Origin of the sequence: Bradyrhizobium sp. USDA 4532 (genome assembly GCF_024171315.1) — a bacterium.
In the GTDB taxonomy this organism is placed as follows: Bacteria; Pseudomonadota; Alphaproteobacteria; order Rhizobiales; family Xanthobacteraceae; genus Bradyrhizobium; species Bradyrhizobium australafricanum.
On record NZ_JALJZN010000001.1, the window covers coordinates 7,737,062 to 7,751,349 of the forward strand.

Consider the following 14,288-nt stretch of genomic DNA (forward strand, 5'->3'; position numbering starts at 1 on the left):
GCCGCGAAGGCGGTGTGCTCCCTCGCCCCGTTCTTAGGGGAGAGGGTTGGGGTGAGGGGCTGTCTCCGCAAATACGGCGATAGCTGCACTCGCGGAAGCTCCCCCTCACCCGGAACGCATCTAGCGATGCGTTCCGACCTCTCCCCGCACGCGGGGCGAGGTGAAGTGAAGGCAGCTGCTACGCGCTCGCGGCGTCCAGCCGTTCGACCTGATCCTTGCTCAGCTCAAGTTCGGTCGCCGCGACCAGCGTTGCGACCTGCTCGGGCCTGGTAGCGCTGGCAATCGGCGCGGTGACGGAGGGTTTTGCCATCAGCCAGGCGAGCGCGACCGCGGCCGGCTCGGCGCGGGTTTCCGCGGCGACCTCGTCAAGACCGGCCAGGATGCGCATGCCGCGCGGGTTCATGTATTTTGGGATGCTGCGTGCACCGCGGGGGCTCTTGGCGAAGTCGCTCTCCGAGCGATATTTGCCGGTCAAAAATCCTGCGGCGAGCGAGAAGAACGTGATCACGCCGACGTCGTTCGCCTCGCAGACGCGTTGCAGCGCGCCTTCGTAGCTCGAGCGCTCGGCGAGGCTGTATTCGGGCTGCATGCTCTCATAGCGCGGCAACCCGTTCGCCTTGGCAATGTCGAGCGCACTCTGGAGCCGCTCCGCCGAGAAGTTCGAGGCGCCGATGGCCCTGACCTTGCCGGCCTTGATCAGCTTGTTGTAGGCCGCGAGCGTCTCTTCCTGCGGTGTCGTCTCATCGTCCTTGTGGGACTGGTAGAGATCGATGAAATCGGTCTGTAGCCGCCGCAGCGAATCCTCGACGGCGCGCGCGATGTAGTCCGGCTTCAGCCCGACATTGCCGCCTCCCATGTCCATGCCGACCTTGGTGGCGAGGATGACGCGGTTGCGGTTGCCGCGCGCCTTCATCCATTTGCCGATGATGGTCTCGGATTCGCCGCCGCTGTGGCCCGGCACCCAGCGTGAATAGACATCCGCCGTATCCAGGAATGTCAGCCCCTGATCGAGCACGGTGTCGAGCAGGCGAAACGACGACGTCTCGTCCACGGTCCAGCCGAATACATTGCAGCCGAAGCACAGGGGAGGGACAGTGAGGCCGGAGCGGCCGAGCGCGCGATGCTTCATGAGTTTTCTTTCGCTTGTTCTTGATGGCGGGCGCCGGACACTGAGGCAGATCGCCCTTGTTTGCAAGGCGTTGTCCCGCCACCGCCTAGCGGGCGCCGACGCGTCACTCGGCGGGCTCGGATGGATCGCGTTCGTCGGTCGGGTCAGGCGCGCTGCCCTTCAGTGCCGCATCGACCAAGGAGAGATTTCGTCGCAGAGCAGAAACGCGATTTTATTTGCCGCGGGTCTGATGTAGATTGCGCGGCGAGCTGCCACCGGTTGCGCCGAAATCCGGAGAATGAGCGGCAGCGCGACTGGCCATCGGCAGGCCATTTCTTCTCGTTTTTCAGTACGAAATGCTCTGCCCGGGCCGCGCGCCTGGGTGAATGTTTTTTTCATTCCAACCAAACGGAGCGATTGCCATGCATTTCTGCTTCTCTGGTGAATACACCCCGCGTTCCCTGAACAACATCATGGAAAACCCGACGACGAATCGATACGAGGCCGCGAAGAAGTTGATTGAGGCCGCCGGCGGGAAACTGATTTCGATGTACAGCACGGCGACCGATGGCCCCGGCGTGATGGTGATCTTCGACGTGCCGGATCCGAGCTTCGCGCCTGCGGTCAGCGGCGTGGTGGTTGCGGCCGGCGCCATGCAGAACGTGCGGCTGGTCCGGCTCTTTACCCAGGACGAGATCAAGGTGGTGCGTCAGCACGCGACCAAGCTCAAGGCCGCCTACACGCCGCCCGGTGGCTAGCAGGCCGAGCGATCCAAAACGGCGCAGATTGATCTGATGGCCGGTGTCACTCTCGCGCGGCGGCGCTTGCTGGCGTCCCGCGCGGAGGCGAGGGCCGTTGCGCGCCGCTGATCCGGGGCGTCAACGGATGGGCACTAGCTCAGGCGGATGTCCTGGCTACGTGCATGCCGGCCACAGCCCCGGCCGGTTGTGCCGTCGCATGACGTCCGCCGCCTCGCTCGGCCTCCGCTTCAGCAAGACGAGCGCAGTACGCGCTAAGGCGCGATGAGATCAGGGCGTGTACTCATGAATTCTTCGCGTCCGCTTTGATCTCGGAAGCTGACGTTGAGGCCGACATCGCCGTATGTCGGCCTTGGGCCAATAAGCAACATCCAAAGAAGTTCAGTTGACTACGGGCGGGCCTCAAAGTTCATGTTGAACGGCGTCTCGGTCGCGCGACCGAACTACTTAGAGCCCGCCCCTATAACGCATGCTCGCATGTCCAGCTCTTCTTAGCGGACGACTAGCAAATGCGACAGGGGATGCGAAGTATCGCCTTGGCCGACCAGCGCCGCTTGGGGATGGAAAAATCACACCCCCCGCTTCTTCAGACCGAGCCCCTCGAACTGCGTCTTCTGCTCGTCACTCAGGTTCCAACGGAAATCGTCGACCGCGTCGTTCACGCTGATGATCGCCTCTCTCATCGCTTCCAACCGCGCCTTCGCGGCCTTAAGGCGGGCCGGCGGGGTGAGCGCGTCCTTTGGCGGGCATGGGTTTAAGGCTTCCATGGTGCCCATCGTGGTATCCTGCACCACTTCGAGCGCGGCGCGTTGCGTACCGTTCAGTTTCAGGCTGGCGACGATGTCGTCGAGGGGCCATTGCTGGGCGACGAGCTGGCGGTATTGCTTTTCGGCCTGTTGCTCGTCTTGCGGTTCACGGCTCGCCTGGCAGGCGGCGTCCTGCATCTCCTTCAGCTTCGCGGCCGCAGCGTTAGCGCGGCGGTCGCGTTCGGGCGTGTTGAGCTGGGCCTTCTGTTCATCGCTTAGGAGATCGTAGAATTTTTGAAATGGCGGCATAACGGTCGCAACTGCGCTCAGCATCGCGTTGACGCGGCTCTGCATGGCCGCGAATCGCTCCAGCGCGGTGGTTGCGGTCTGTGCTGTACAGGAAGCGCGGATGGTGTTGCCGGCGGAAATCCAGGCGCTCGCGAGCTCGTCGAAGGCTGCGCGCTGCGCCTCGTTCGCCGCGACCGCCAGGCCGATCCGCTCGAGGGGAAGGCCGGTCGTCTCGGCGGTGTCGCCGCTACAGAATTCCTGCACCGAGGGCGCTTTGCGATGCCGCCTCCCGGCGGGGCGCTCGGCCGCAAACGCTGAGAGATCGCTCGCAGCGTAAGGCGAGAAGATCGCGGCGTAGAGATCGCCGTAGCCATAGGCCCAGAAGCCGCTGCCATCATTGAGAAGCGCGTAGTCATAGAGATCGCTGTAGGCAAACGGCCAGAAGAGCGGACCGACCCAGCCGTATGAACCGTCGGAGTGCTGCCACCAGCCTTGCGCAGCTCGGCCGCCCTGCCAGCCGGCCAGCGCGGCGACGGCAGTGAGCTGCGCGCGCTCACTCGGGCCGATCGACTCGGCGGCGGGGCGAAGATCTTGCGGTCTTAGAGCAGCCATGCGGACGCGGCTGTGGCGCGCCGCCATGCGTGCGTGGCGGAGACCCGCGACCGACAGCACGCCGGCCATCGCGAAGCGCGCGACACTCACGGGGCCGCCAACGCGCAGGCGGAAACCCGCCTCGGCCGCGCTCGGCAGCGCTCCCAGAACGCCAATTGCAACGCCGGCCGCAGCCATTCCAAGGCGGGACTTTGACATGATCTCTCCCTCGGTCTCTCCGTTGGCGGTCCAGGCCACATCGCGTCACAAATATGACTCGCAGCGGAACCGAAAGTTCCTCCCGCCGTTTTCATTGGGTGAACCTGCGGTCAGGTCACGACGTCAACGGATTAGTCGCGTCGAGTACACGCGCTGGGTCGAATCGTCATCGCGCTTTAGTTTGGTGTGTGATTCGCGCAAACGCGTTGTCGCGAGGGAAAGCCGCTTCGCACTTTTCCGGATCATGCTTTAGCGCACGTCGTCCTCGGTCGAATCCTCCTCCGTTTTCGGCGGCCAGGCGCCGCGCCGGACCAGCGCCTCGTGCAGGAGATGTGCACGCCGTTCGTCGCACCCGATGGCTGCAAGGTGGTCGAAGGTGCGATCAGCAAGGACGGCTGGTGCAAGGCCTTTGCCGCGGTGGATAGATCGGTGGATTGATCCTTGGCTCACAACTCCCGCGCATTCGAGAACGCGAACGAGGACACGCGCCGCGTGGTCTCGTCCAGGATCAGGGTGCGTGTGATCGGCGGCTCGGCGCGCTGGCTGCAATTCTCGCGCTCGCAAAGCCGGCAGTTGACGCCGATCGGGGTACCCTCGACCTTTTCCAGATCCATGCCGGTGGCATAGACGAGCTTGGCCGCATGCCGGATCTCGCAGCCGAGCCCGATCGCAAAGCGCGGCTGCGGCTGCGGGTAGGGCGCCACCGGCCGGCGCACCATCTGCGCGATCGAGAAGTAGCGCGTGCCGTCCGGCAATTCGATCACCTGGCTGAGCAGGCGGTCCGGCATGTCGAAGGTCGAGTGCACGTTCCAGAGCGGGCAGGTGCCGCCGAACTTGGAGAACGGAAAGGTGCCCGAGGAGAACCGCTTCGACACGTTGCCGGCATTGTCGACGCGGAGCAGGAAGAACGGCACGCCGCGCGCGTTCGGCCGTTGCAGCGTGGTGAGGCGGTGGCAGACCTGCTCGAAGCCGGCGTTGAAGCGCTGCGCCAGCACATGGACGTCGTAGCTCAAGGCTTCGGCTGCGGAATGAAACGCCTGATAAGGCATCATCGCGGCGGCTGCGAAGTAATTGGCGAGCGTGATGCGGTAGAGCCGGCGCGCGGTGCCGTCGAGCGGGCCGGCGCGGTTGACGATGGTGTCGATCGCGGCGCCGCACTCGACAAAGCCGATCTGCAGTGCAAGCTGGAAGCTGCGGCCGGAGCTGTCGACGAGTTCGGAGATCAAGAGCTGCCGGCGGTGCCGATCGAAACGGCGCAGCGTCTCGCGCATCACGTCGACCGGCATCACGCGGGTCAGAATCGAATGTTTTTCGCGGAGGCGCGTGGTCAGCGCCGTGAACAGGCCTTCGGTCGGCACGTTGAGCTCGTCGCGCAAATTCTCCGCGGCGGTCTCGAGCTCCGGAAAATAGTTGCGGTTGGCCTCGATCAGGTCACGCACCCGCTCGATCGGATTGGCGTCGAATTGCGAGCCTTCGCGGTCGGCCATCTGCGCCGCCACCAGAGTCTCCCCGCGGCGCGCCTCGGTGTAGGCGGCGTAGAGCCGCTGCAGCGCGTGCGTCACGCCGGGGCAGAGCTCGGCGAGGTCGCGCAGCTCCTGCTTCGGCAGGTCGATCTGGCGGAACAGGGGATCGGAGAAGATCTCGTTGAGTTCCGCGAAGAAGCGGTCCTCGTCGGCGGTGGCGAGGTCGCGCAAGTCGAGGTCGTAGGTCTCGGCCAGCCGCAGCAGGATCTGCGCCGTCACCGGGCGCTGGTTGCGCTCGATCAGGTTGATGTAGGAGGGCGAGATGCCGAGCCCCTCGGCGATCTGGGTCTGCGACAGCCCCAATTGCTGGCGGATCCGCCGGAAGCGCGGACCGACGAACAGCTTCTTTCCGGATTCACCGGGCACGGGTTGGTCTCGCTTGCCGCAGCAAATTCTGACCGCCTCGCCCCGCGCGCGGGGAGAGGCCGGATCGCATCGCTAGATGCGATCCGGGTGAGGGGGACCCTCCGCGAGTCTCGCTGCGGAGACAGCCCCTCACCCCAATCCTCTCCCCGTAAGAACGGGGAGAGGGAGAAGAAAAACCGGCGGGCATGGCAGGCTTCCTGACCTATTTTGTGACAAAATTTACAAATCGACATTTATTACAAGTTCAGATGTTACATGACATCACCAATAAAAAACAAGGCATCTGTACGACCTTCGCGTTTTCGCGTTTATCTCCTGACACGCAATTCGCAATACTCTGTCAAGAATGTCGATATGAGCAGATTGCGGAGATCAAGGTGCAGGCGGCTGGGCAAAGGCAGCCCGATTTTTTGAAGGAGACTGACGATGAGCAAGGGCAGCAATTTCTGGGTGATCGGCGGAGAGTTCGGGTCGATGAACTTCCACAAGCTCGTCGAAGGCTCGGCCCAGGTCCGCGGTCCGTTCAAGACCCGCAAGGAAGCCGAAGAGTGCTGGAAGGAAGTCTCGGAAGAGAGTCGCCACAAGGCCGGCGTGCGCTTCTCCATCGTCGAGGAGCCGTCGCGGGTTTCGGCCTGAGCGCCAGAATTTCAGAGCTAAGAAAACGTCCAAGGACGGCGGCCCCATCCGGTTCATCCGGGTGGGGTCGACCGCTTTTGGGACAGCGTCAGGTCTTTGATCTGGGGATAAGTGGCGGCCTAAGTGCTTGGGAACCAACGCCCTTTGCGGACATCTTGGTTGCTGATAGGTTAATGCGCAGGAAACCCGTCACCGCGAGACCGCAAGGCATGTCCGATCCGCAGAACACCGGCAGCGAGGCGCGCGAGATGCGGCCGACGCTGCGAGAGGCGTTGCGACGGGCGCGGATCGAGGCGGCCGATCGCACCGGTGTCGTCGTCGAGTTGCGCGACGCCGAGGTGGCGCGGCTCGAGATCCTCAACGATGCGCTCGATCCGCTGTTCGCGCAGGTGCCGGACAAGGTCGATCTGTTCGACCGCGGCATCAGCCAGGGCGAGACGCCGCGGCTGTGGATCGACGTCGTCGCGCATGTGCTGATGGGGCGCGACAAGCGGATCTACCGCTTCGTGCAGGACACGAGGTTCGGCCGCATCGTGCTCGCCGAATCGCATGACGTGTCCGCGATCGTCGATGCCGTCACCGATTATGTCGCGCGCCGCCTGATCGAGCGCGAGCATGCGATGGTGGCAACGCCGCTTCCGGTTGCCGAGCCGCCGGCGCCGCCGCCCGTGCCGGTGACGCCGCCGAGGCGCCGCGGCGGGATCGGCATGTTCGTGTTCGGCTTCGTCATGGGCGCGCTCGCGCTGTTCGGTCTCGCGCTGTATGCGAGCTTGCAAAACTTCTAGCCGCTCAAGGGGCGGGGCATCGTGGTCATAACACCCGCCTCGGCATTTTTCGGCGTCCTGGCGGCGGCCGCGGTGGTCGGCAGCGCCGTGCTGTTCGGCAAGTGGCAAACGTTGCGGCGTGCCGAATACATCCGCACCTTTCACTGGCCGGCGGGCCTGTTGGCGCGGCTCGAGAAGCGTCACCCCGGCTTCACCCGCAAGGACAGCGCGCTGGTCTCGCGCGGCCTGCGGCAGTTCTTCCTCGCCTATCTGATGAGCGGCAAGCGTTACGTCTCGATGCCCTCGCAAGCGGCCGACGACCTCTGGCACGAATTCATCCTCTACACCCGCGAATACGACGCGTTCTGCCGCCGCGCCTTCGGCGGCTTCCTGCATCACACCCCCGCGGTCGTCCTGGTGAAGGAGCGGCGCAGGAGCAATGAGGGGCTGCGCCGGGTCTGGTGGTACTGCTGCAAATACGAGAACATCGATCCGGTCAGGCCGACCCGGCTGCCGCTGCTGTTCGCGCTCGACGCCAAGCTGAACATCGCGAACGGCTTCATCTATCACACCGACTGCGAGGCGCTGCGCCGCAGCGGCATCGGTGGCAGCAGTCCCTATTGCGGCGGCGATTTCTCCGACTCCTCGATCGACGGATCGTCAGCCGGCTTCGGCGATGCCGGCAGCGACGGGAGTGGCGGCGGCGATGGCGGTGACGGCGGTGGTGGTGGCGGCGACAGCGGAGGCGGCTGCGGCGGTGGGTGTGGCGGCGGCGGGGGCGGCGATTAGGAAAGTCGTGCTTGCTTCAATTCGCGAATGCCGGCGTGCTCGCCGAGCCCGCGCACGGTCTGCTCGCAGCGCCACGCATTGCCGTCACGCTCGATCGTGAACAAATTGTAGGCCGCCGCCGGATAGTGCTTGCGCGCCAGCGCCGATGCCGACGGCACGCCGATCGCCGGGATCTTCCGCTCCGGGCCGTCGAACCACATCGTCGAATGGATGTGGTCGTGGCCATGCAGCACCAGCTCGACGCCGTGGCGCCTGAGCAGCGCCAGCAGCTGATGCGAATCGGTCAGCCGCTTGGCGCGGCCGTCGGAGTGCAGCGGGTGATGCACCAGGAGGACGCGGAAGGCGTCCTCCCGCGACAGCTGCGCGAGAATCGCATCGAGCGCATCGAGCTGAGGATGGCCGAGCCAGCCGGTCGCCATCAGCGGCGGGGTCGGCACCGCCGAGGAGACGCCGATCAGCGCCAGCGGCCCGCGGCGACGCACGAACGGAAAATGCGTTGCCGCGCCGTCGGCGTCGCCGCGCAGATAGTCGCCGAAGTGACTGACGAAGCGATGCCGGGTCGCGCGCACATAGGCGTCGTGGTTGCCGGGGACCACGGTGACGTCGGCAGGCGAACCTACCCCCTCCAGCCATTGCCGGGCCGGATTGAACTCGGCATCCAGTGCCAGATTGACCAGGTCGCCGGTCACGGCAATGTGGTCCGGCTGCTGCGCCTGCATGTCCGACACCAGCGCGTCGAGCACGTCGCGGCGGTGATATTTGTGACGGTTGCGCGTCCAGTTCAGATAGCCGAAGGCGCGCTTGCCGGCGAGATCGCGCAGCCGCGCCGCCGGCAGCGGCGGCAGATGCGGGTCCGACAGATGCGCGAGGCGGAACGCCGCCATCATGCGATTCCCTTCGGATTGTCCGCGAAAAGTGGCCGGCAGCCGGTCATGTCGTGCTATCCCGAACGTCCTGCCCTGTATTGGCAAGAGCTGCGCAGGCGCGCAAGGATCAAAGCACGGATCAAACACCATGATGTCGAGGGTTCAGTGACGGTCCTGCTCGATTTACGCAAGCGCTACGAGCCGCAGATCAGATGGGTGTTTCATTTCTACTGGCGGCTCGTCCGCAGCATGACGCTCGGGGTCCGTGCCGTCGTGCTCGATGCCGACAACAGGGTGTTCCTGGTCAAGCACAGCTACGTCCATGGCTGGTATCTGCCTGGCGGCGGGGTCGAGGTCGGCGAAAGTTTTATCGAGTCGCTGCGGCGCGAATTGGAGGAGGAGGGGCGGATCGAGCTCAAGGGCGAGCCGGTGCTGCACGGCATCTTCCACAACAGCCACGTCTCGCCGCGCGATCATGTCGCGGTCTACGTCGTCAGGAACTACCGGCAGGACCGCCTGCCGGAGCCGAATCGCGAGATCGTGGCCTGCGGCTTCTTCGATCCGGCTGATCTGCCTGACGAGACCACCCCGGGCACGCGGCTGCGGATCGCGGAGGTGCTCGAGGGCAAGCCGCCGACGGCGACATGGCGGTGATGGACCGCGCCCGCGCCAGATGCTATCCCGCGCCCCACAATGACCGAATTGTCCCTGACCATCCTGCCCGAGACCCCGAAAGACGCCCAGGCGATCGAGCGTCTGCACGAGCGCACCTTCGGGCCTGGCCGCTTCGTGCTCAGCGCCTACCGGCTGCGCGAGCATGTCGATCATTTGCTCGATGTCTCCTTCACGGCGCGGATCGGCACACTGCTGGTCGGCTCGGTGCGCCAGCTGCCGGTCACGATCGGCGATACGCCGGCCCTGATGCTTGGGCCGTTGACGGTCGAGCCGCCGTTCCGCAGCCGCGGCGTCGGCCGTGCGCTGCTCGAGCGTGCGATCAACGACGCCCGCGCCAAGGGCCATCGGCTGATCGTGCTGGTCGGCGACGAGCCATACTACGCGCGGGTCGGCTTCAAGCCGGTCCCGAAGGGGCGGATGACCATGCCCGGCCCGGTCGATTACAGTCGCCTGCTTGTCATGGAACTGGTCGACGGCGCGGCCGAGGGCGTGTCCGGGCCAATCCTGCCGGACTGGAGCAACGCGATCTGACATCCGCGCGAGCGGTGCCGGAACGGTTGCGCACCATCGGAAACTGAAGCACAGTTGAGGCAAGCGCCGGGACAAGACCGGCGCATGTCATATCAACAGGGAGAGTGCGCGCCATGATCAAAGTCAGTGTGATGTATCCGAACAATCCAGGCGCACGCTTTGATCACGACTATTATCGCGACAAGCACATGCCGCTGGTGAAGGCGCGCCTCGGCGACGCGTGCAAATACTACACCGTCGACAAGGGTCTCGCCGGCGGCGCACCGGGGCAACCCGCAACCTATGTCGGAATGTGCCACATCTTCTGCGACTCGGTTGAGGCCTTCGCGGCCGGCATGGGCAAGCACGCCCAGGAGATCATGGGCGATATCCCGAACTACACCGATCTGCAGCCGGTGATCCAGATCAGCGAAGTCGTCGTCGGCCACTGATCGTCCAGACCGAGCAGGTTACGCGGCTCCCTCAGAGACGCTCGTAGCCCGGATGAAGCGAAGCGAAATCCGGGATCAGTCTCTGGAGTGCACCCCAAAAGTGAGACACGGGAAATTAGGGACAGTTCTCTAACGGAGAATGTATGTCCAACAAATCACCCCGTGTTTTCAGCCGAGAGTTTAAGCTCGAGGCGGTCCGTCGCATTCTGGCGGGTGAGCGCATAAAGGCTCTTTCCCAGGAGCTGAATGTGTTGCGTAAGGACCTCTATGCATGGCGCGATCTATTTCGTGCCGGCGGGGCGGAGGCGCTGCGGCCGATCGGCCGGCCGCGCAAAAGTGATGCGGTTGCGCCGAGCGTGAAGGAGCGGGCACGCGATGTTGCGACTGCCGACCCTGGTGCGCCGGAGCGCATTGCCGAGCTTGAGCGCAAGATCGGCCAGCAGCAGATTGAACTGGATTTTTTTCGGCAAGCCTTGCGGCGGGTCAAGGAAGCACGCCGGCCGAGCACCGGGCCTGGCGTGACGGGGTCTACGCGGTCATCCAGGCGATGACGATGCCCCCGCGGCAAGGCGAGCTGACGATCGAGCGGATGTGCGTGCTGGCTGGCGTCAGTCGGGCCGGCTATTACCGGCACTGGGCGGCTTCCGCCCCACGTGCCGAAGAAACCGGCGTGCGGGACGCGATCCAGCGGCTGGCGCTTGCCTATCGGCATTACGGCTATCGCCGCATCGCCGCCCAGTTGCGCCGTGAGGGCTTGGCGGTGAACGGCAAACGCGTGCTGCGCCTGATGCGAGAGGACAATCTGTTGTGCTTGCGGCAGCGGCCGTTCGTGCCTGTGACGACAGACTCGCGCCACCCCTGGCGCGTGGTACCGAACCTCGCCCGCGGCATGGTGCCTGATGGCCTCGACCAGCTCTGGGTGGCGGACATCACCTACATCCGTCTGCAGGAGGAGTTCGCCTATCTCGCCATCATGCTCGATGCCTTCAGCCGGCGCGTGATCGGCTGGGCTCTGGAAACGCACCTGGAGGCGCGTCTGGCGGTTACAGCGCTCTCCATGGCGTTGGCGGCGCGCCAGCCGACGCCCGGTAGCCTGATCCACCACTCCGATCGCGGCATCCAGTATGCCTGCGGCGACTACACGGACCTACTTCAGCGGCACGACATTGCCCCGAGCATGAGCCGGGTCGGCAATCCCTACGACAATGCCAAGGCGGAGAGCTTCATGAAGACCCTCAAACAGGAGGAGGTCAACGGCCAGACTTACCGCGATGCGCAGCATGCCAGAAATGCAATCGGCGCCTTCATCGAGGAGGTGTACAATCGCCAACGGCTACACTCGGCCCTGGCTTATCGGCCGCCAGCCGAGTTCGAAGCAAGTTTACCGCGATGCAGGGCTGCTGCGCAGCAGCCCCGCATCGCGCCCGTAACCCATCAACCCGCCCAGCCGCCTCAAGCGCTCGGCACCTGTCCCTGATTATCGTGTCTCACATCAGGGGTGCAGTTCACTCACCGCGGGAGCAGTCTCCCGGATTGCGCTGCGCTCCATCCGGGCTACGCGATAAATCCCTCTGCCGCTGGCGGCAGAGGGATGACCTTGGCTCAGAACTTCAGATTGGCGAACGCCCGTATGCCGAGGCCCGGCATCAGCACCTCGTCCTTGGTATAAGAAACGGAGTTGCGGATGTTCTGGTTGAGCAGGTTGTTGCCGACCAGACCAAGCGTCATCTCGCGTGCGCCGATCCATGACGAAGTGAGCTTGGTGTTGTAGGTGATCTCCGCGTTGAGGAGATTGTAGCCCGCGGTCGGGGTCTCGCCGATGACAGCGATGTCGTTCTGCGCGAAGGCGTGCACCAGATTGATGCGGGTCAGCCAGTTGCTGTCGCGCCAATAGAAGCCGCCGCCAAGCCGCACCGGTGGAATCCGCGGCACGTTGGTGCCGTCGGTGAAGGTCGCGCGCACCACGTCGAACTGGTTCTCGATGCCCCAGATGCCGCCGTTGAGCGGGCCGATGTCGAGCTGGCTCTGGAACTCGGCGCCGCGGAAGATCGCGTCGCGCTGCGAGTAGCGCGCCTGGTTCAGTTCGAGGCCGGGGCCGAGCTGGCACGCGCTCTCGTCACACGTGTTGCCCGTCAGCCGGCGGAATATGAATCCGTCGAACCTGGTGTAGTAGCCGGTGAGTTCGAACCGCAGCGGTCCGGTCGCCCGCCGTAGTCCGATCTCGATCGATTTTGCGGTTTCGATGCCGAGATTGGGATTGCCGATGTCGAACGTGGCGGTCGCATCGTGTGGGCCGCGCGAGAAGAGCTCGGCCGGTTTCGGCGCGCGTTCGACGTATTGGGCGGTCGCGCTTGCTACCAGATCCCACGGCAGATTCTGGATCAAGCCGATGCTGCCGCTCTTGGGTGTGAAACTGGGATTTTGCGGTGTCGCTGGACCGATGCTTGCGGGGTCGGTGGCCACGTCGAACACGGGGGGAATGAAGGCCGGCGTTGTGCCGGAAAGATCGACGTGTTCGATCCGCCCGGCAATCTGTGCTTTGGTGGTGTCGGTGAACTTCAGCTCGTTGAACACGTAACCGGCGACCCTGTTGTTCTTGTTGGGGTCCCATAATCCGTTGAGCGGGCTGGTCGGATCGTCCGGACTCGGGGCGGTCAGCTCCTGGTGCCCACCCTGCAGGCCGAATGCCGTGGTCACGGTGGCGAAGCGCGCGTTGAACGGCATCATCTGCACCTCGACGCGCGCCTCCTGCTCCTTGCTGGTGAAGGTCTGTCTCACGCCGTCGCTCAATGGATCGGCCGGATCGGCAAGGCCAATCTCGTTGTGGCGATAGTCGGTCGCGCCGACCCAGAACCGCACGGCGTCGATCGCCGCGGCATCGGGCCGGTACTCGCCCTTGACCGCGATCTTGGTCTGGTGCGCGTCGATCCGGGTCTGGTGATCGGCGCCGTCGATACCGGGGATGTGGTAGAGCGAGTCGTTCTGGGTGATCGCCGCGCCGATAAAGCCGCCCTGGAAGAAATAGGAGGCGCCGACTGACGCGCCGTCCGACTGCGTCGCGGAGTTCGGCTGGCGTCCATTGAACGGCTGGCCCGGGACGAACAGATAAGGGTAGCTCGGAATGCTGTAGTCGCTGGTGGTGCGGCCATAGACGTCGGCATGCACGGCGACATTGTTGCCGCCGGCGTCCAGCAGCATGCCGCCGTCGACGCCGCGATTGACCGAGCTCACCGACGTGCGGGTCTCGACATTGAGGCAACCCGGGCCGCCGGCATCGGCCAGCGGCGCCTTCACCGGCAGCCCGTAGGATTGGAACGGCGCCGCCGTGCAGGTCGGCATCGCATCGGGGATGCGGTTGTTGGTGGCGCTCACTACGCCGCCGATCGAGGTCGAGCCGTAACGCAGCGCGGCCGGGCCGCGCACCACCTCGATCTGATTGGTCGAGAGCGGATCGATCGGCACGAAATGGTCTTCGCCAAGATCCGAGGCGCCGCCACCGCCGAGACCATTCTCGACAATGCCGACGCGGTTGACGTCGAGGCCGCGGATGATCGGCCGGCTGGATGCGCCGGGGGCGAAGCTCGAACCGGTGATGCCGGGCTTCGAGAACAGCAGATCGCCGAGCGTGGCGGCGCCGGAGCGCCGCAGTTCCTCGTTCGGGATCACGGTGACGGTGGCGAACTGATCGGTGACGACGGGCAGCACGCCCTGCTGCGGTGCTGGCGCCGCCGCTGCGGGCGCCGGTTGTACCGCGGCGGCGCGTTCGCGGCTGCGGCTCGGCGCAGCCCGAGCAACACGGGTCGGCGTGCGCGTCGGCGCAGTCCGGTGCCGCTGGATCGGGCTCGGCGCCGTCACGGTGATGTCAGGCAGTTGCGTCGGCGTCTCCTGGGCCAGCGCGCCGCTACTCATTGCGCCCAGCAATAGCCAGCTCGCGCTCCCGATGTGGAATGCTCGTTTCTTCTGAAGTGTCATTGTCCCGATCCAAGTCCCGATCCAG

General features: G+C 64.9%; 14 protein-coding genes. 9 read left to right on the forward strand and 5 right to left on the reverse strand.

What is annotated here, in order from left to right; all coding sequences use genetic code 11:
• Nucleotides 1-178: 178 nt before the first annotated feature.
• The gene (locus J2R76_RS35680; RefSeq protein ID WP_057016967.1) at nt 179-1,129 is read right to left on the reverse strand and encodes an aldo/keto reductase; all 951 of its coding nucleotides are present in this window, start codon (nt 1,127-1,129) and stop codon (nt 179-181) included.
• A 401-nt stretch (nt 1,130-1,530) separates the two neighbouring features.
• Here J2R76_RS35680 and J2R76_RS35685 point away from each other — a divergent pair, with 401 nt between their 5' ends.
• On the forward strand, nt 1,531-1,866 hold the full coding sequence (locus J2R76_RS35685) for a GYD domain-containing protein (protein WP_057016969.1): 336 nt from the start codon (nt 1,531-1,533) through the stop codon (nt 1,864-1,866).
• A gap of 569 nt (nt 1,867-2,435) precedes the next feature.
• Here the strand turns inward: J2R76_RS35685 and J2R76_RS35690 are convergent.
• Nucleotides 2,436-3,689: a Spy/CpxP family protein refolding chaperone gene (locus J2R76_RS35690; protein ID WP_253626117.1), complete on the reverse strand. Its 1,254-nt coding sequence runs from the start codon at nt 3,687-3,689 to the stop codon at nt 2,436-2,438.
• Between the two features lie 467 nt (nt 3,690-4,156).
• Entirely contained in the window at nt 4,157-5,599 is a 1,443-nt protein-coding gene (locus J2R76_RS35695) for a short-chain fatty acyl-CoA regulator family protein (RefSeq protein WP_253625567.1), read from the reverse strand.
• A 426-nt stretch (nt 5,600-6,025) separates the two neighbouring features.
• On the opposite strand from J2R76_RS35695, the gene J2R76_RS35700 reads away from it, so the two are divergent.
• From J2R76_RS35700 to J2R76_RS35710, 3 genes are all read left to right on the forward strand, one after another.
• Nucleotides 6,026-6,235: a hypothetical protein gene (locus tag J2R76_RS35700; RefSeq protein ID WP_016839740.1), complete on the forward strand. Its 210-nt coding sequence runs from the start codon at nt 6,026-6,028 to the stop codon at nt 6,233-6,235.
• Nucleotides 6,236-6,444: 209 nt separating this feature from the next.
• Entirely contained in the window at nt 6,445-7,020 is a 576-nt protein-coding gene (locus tag J2R76_RS35705) for a hypothetical protein (RefSeq protein WP_253626118.1), read from the forward strand.
• 21 nt (nt 7,021-7,041) lie between these two features.
• Nucleotides 7,042-7,788 carry a hypothetical protein gene (locus tag J2R76_RS35710; RefSeq protein ID WP_141340522.1) on the forward strand — a complete coding sequence of 249 codons (747 nt, stop codon included), beginning with the start codon at nt 7,042-7,044 and terminating at the stop codon, nt 7,786-7,788.
• Here the strand turns inward: J2R76_RS35710 and J2R76_RS35715 are convergent.
• Nucleotides 7,785-8,672 carry a metallophosphoesterase gene (locus J2R76_RS35715; RefSeq protein ID WP_076830260.1) on the reverse strand — a complete coding sequence of 296 codons (888 nt, stop codon included), beginning with the start codon at nt 8,670-8,672 and terminating at the stop codon, nt 7,785-7,787. The genes J2R76_RS35710 and J2R76_RS35715 overlap by 4 nt on opposite strands.
• A gap of 147 nt (nt 8,673-8,819) precedes the next feature.
• Here J2R76_RS35715 and J2R76_RS35720 point away from each other — a divergent pair, with 147 nt between their 5' ends.
• The 5 genes from J2R76_RS35720 (at nt 8,820) to J2R76_RS35740 (ending at nt 11,768) form a co-directional block, all read left to right on the forward strand.
• Nucleotides 8,820-9,308, forward strand: coding sequence for an NUDIX domain-containing protein (locus J2R76_RS35720; RefSeq protein WP_016839736.1), 489 nt, complete (start codon nt 8,820-8,822; stop codon nt 9,306-9,308).
• A 39-nt stretch (nt 9,309-9,347) separates the two neighbouring features.
• Complete coding sequence (locus tag J2R76_RS35725) at nt 9,348-9,860, forward strand: GNAT family N-acetyltransferase (RefSeq protein ID WP_229193379.1); 513 nt, start codon at nt 9,348-9,350, stop codon at nt 9,858-9,860.
• A gap of 113 nt (nt 9,861-9,973) precedes the next feature.
• Entirely contained in the window at nt 9,974-10,291 is a 318-nt protein-coding gene (locus J2R76_RS35730) for an EthD family reductase (protein WP_016839733.1), read from the forward strand.
• 143 nt (nt 10,292-10,434) lie between these two features.
• Nucleotides 10,435-10,842, forward strand: coding sequence for a helix-turn-helix domain-containing protein (locus tag J2R76_RS35735; protein ID WP_168857970.1), 408 nt, complete (start codon nt 10,435-10,437; stop codon nt 10,840-10,842).
• Nucleotides 10,839-11,768 (forward strand): IS3 family transposase, encoded by a 930-nt coding sequence (locus tag J2R76_RS35740; protein ID WP_253625568.1) that lies wholly within the window; start codon nt 10,839-10,841, stop codon nt 11,766-11,768. Before J2R76_RS35735 ends, J2R76_RS35740 begins: the two co-directional genes overlap by 4 nt.
• A gap of 125 nt (nt 11,769-11,893) precedes the next feature.
• Here the strand turns inward: J2R76_RS35740 and J2R76_RS35745 are convergent, their stop codons facing one another.
• Nucleotides 11,894-14,263 carry a TonB-dependent receptor gene (locus J2R76_RS35745; RefSeq protein WP_253625569.1) on the reverse strand — a complete coding sequence of 790 codons (2,370 nt, stop codon included), beginning with the start codon at nt 14,261-14,263 and terminating at the stop codon, nt 11,894-11,896.
• Between the last annotated feature and the right edge of the window lie 25 nt (nt 14,264-14,288).

What these genes read in the sequence shown, in the direction of transcription:
- J2R76_RS35725 (WP_229193379.1), top strand. Translation starts at nt 9,348, where the DNA reads ATGACCGAATTGTCCCTGACCATCCTGCCCGAGACCCCGAAAGACGCC.
- J2R76_RS35680 (WP_057016967.1), bottom strand. Translation starts at nt 1,129, where the DNA reads ATGAAGCATCGCGCGCTCGGCCGCTCCGGCCTCACTGTCCCTCCCCTG.
- J2R76_RS35705 (WP_253626118.1), top strand. Translation starts at nt 6,445, where the DNA reads ATGTCCGATCCGCAGAACACCGGCAGCGAGGCGCGCGAGATGCGGCCG.
- J2R76_RS35735 (WP_168857970.1), top strand. Translation starts at nt 10,435, where the DNA reads ATGTCCAACAAATCACCCCGTGTTTTCAGCCGAGAGTTTAAGCTCGAG.
- J2R76_RS35690 (WP_253626117.1), bottom strand. Translation starts at nt 3,689, where the DNA reads ATGGCTGCGGCCGGCGTTGCAATTGGCGTTCTGGGAGCGCTGCCGAGC.
- J2R76_RS35745 (WP_253625569.1), bottom strand. Translation starts at nt 14,263, where the DNA reads ATGACACTTCAGAAGAAACGAGCATTCCACATCGGGAGCGCGAGCTGG.
- J2R76_RS35740 (WP_253625568.1), top strand. Translation starts at nt 10,839, where the DNA reads ATGACGATGCCCCCGCGGCAAGGCGAGCTGACGATCGAGCGGATGTGC.
- J2R76_RS35685 (WP_057016969.1), top strand. Translation starts at nt 1,531, where the DNA reads ATGCATTTCTGCTTCTCTGGTGAATACACCCCGCGTTCCCTGAACAAC.
- J2R76_RS35730 (WP_016839733.1), top strand. Translation starts at nt 9,974, where the DNA reads ATGATCAAAGTCAGTGTGATGTATCCGAACAATCCAGGCGCACGCTTT.
- J2R76_RS35715 (WP_076830260.1), bottom strand. Translation starts at nt 8,672, where the DNA reads ATGGCGGCGTTCCGCCTCGCGCATCTGTCGGACCCGCATCTGCCGCCG.
- J2R76_RS35700 (WP_016839740.1), top strand. Translation starts at nt 6,026, where the DNA reads ATGAGCAAGGGCAGCAATTTCTGGGTGATCGGCGGAGAGTTCGGGTCG.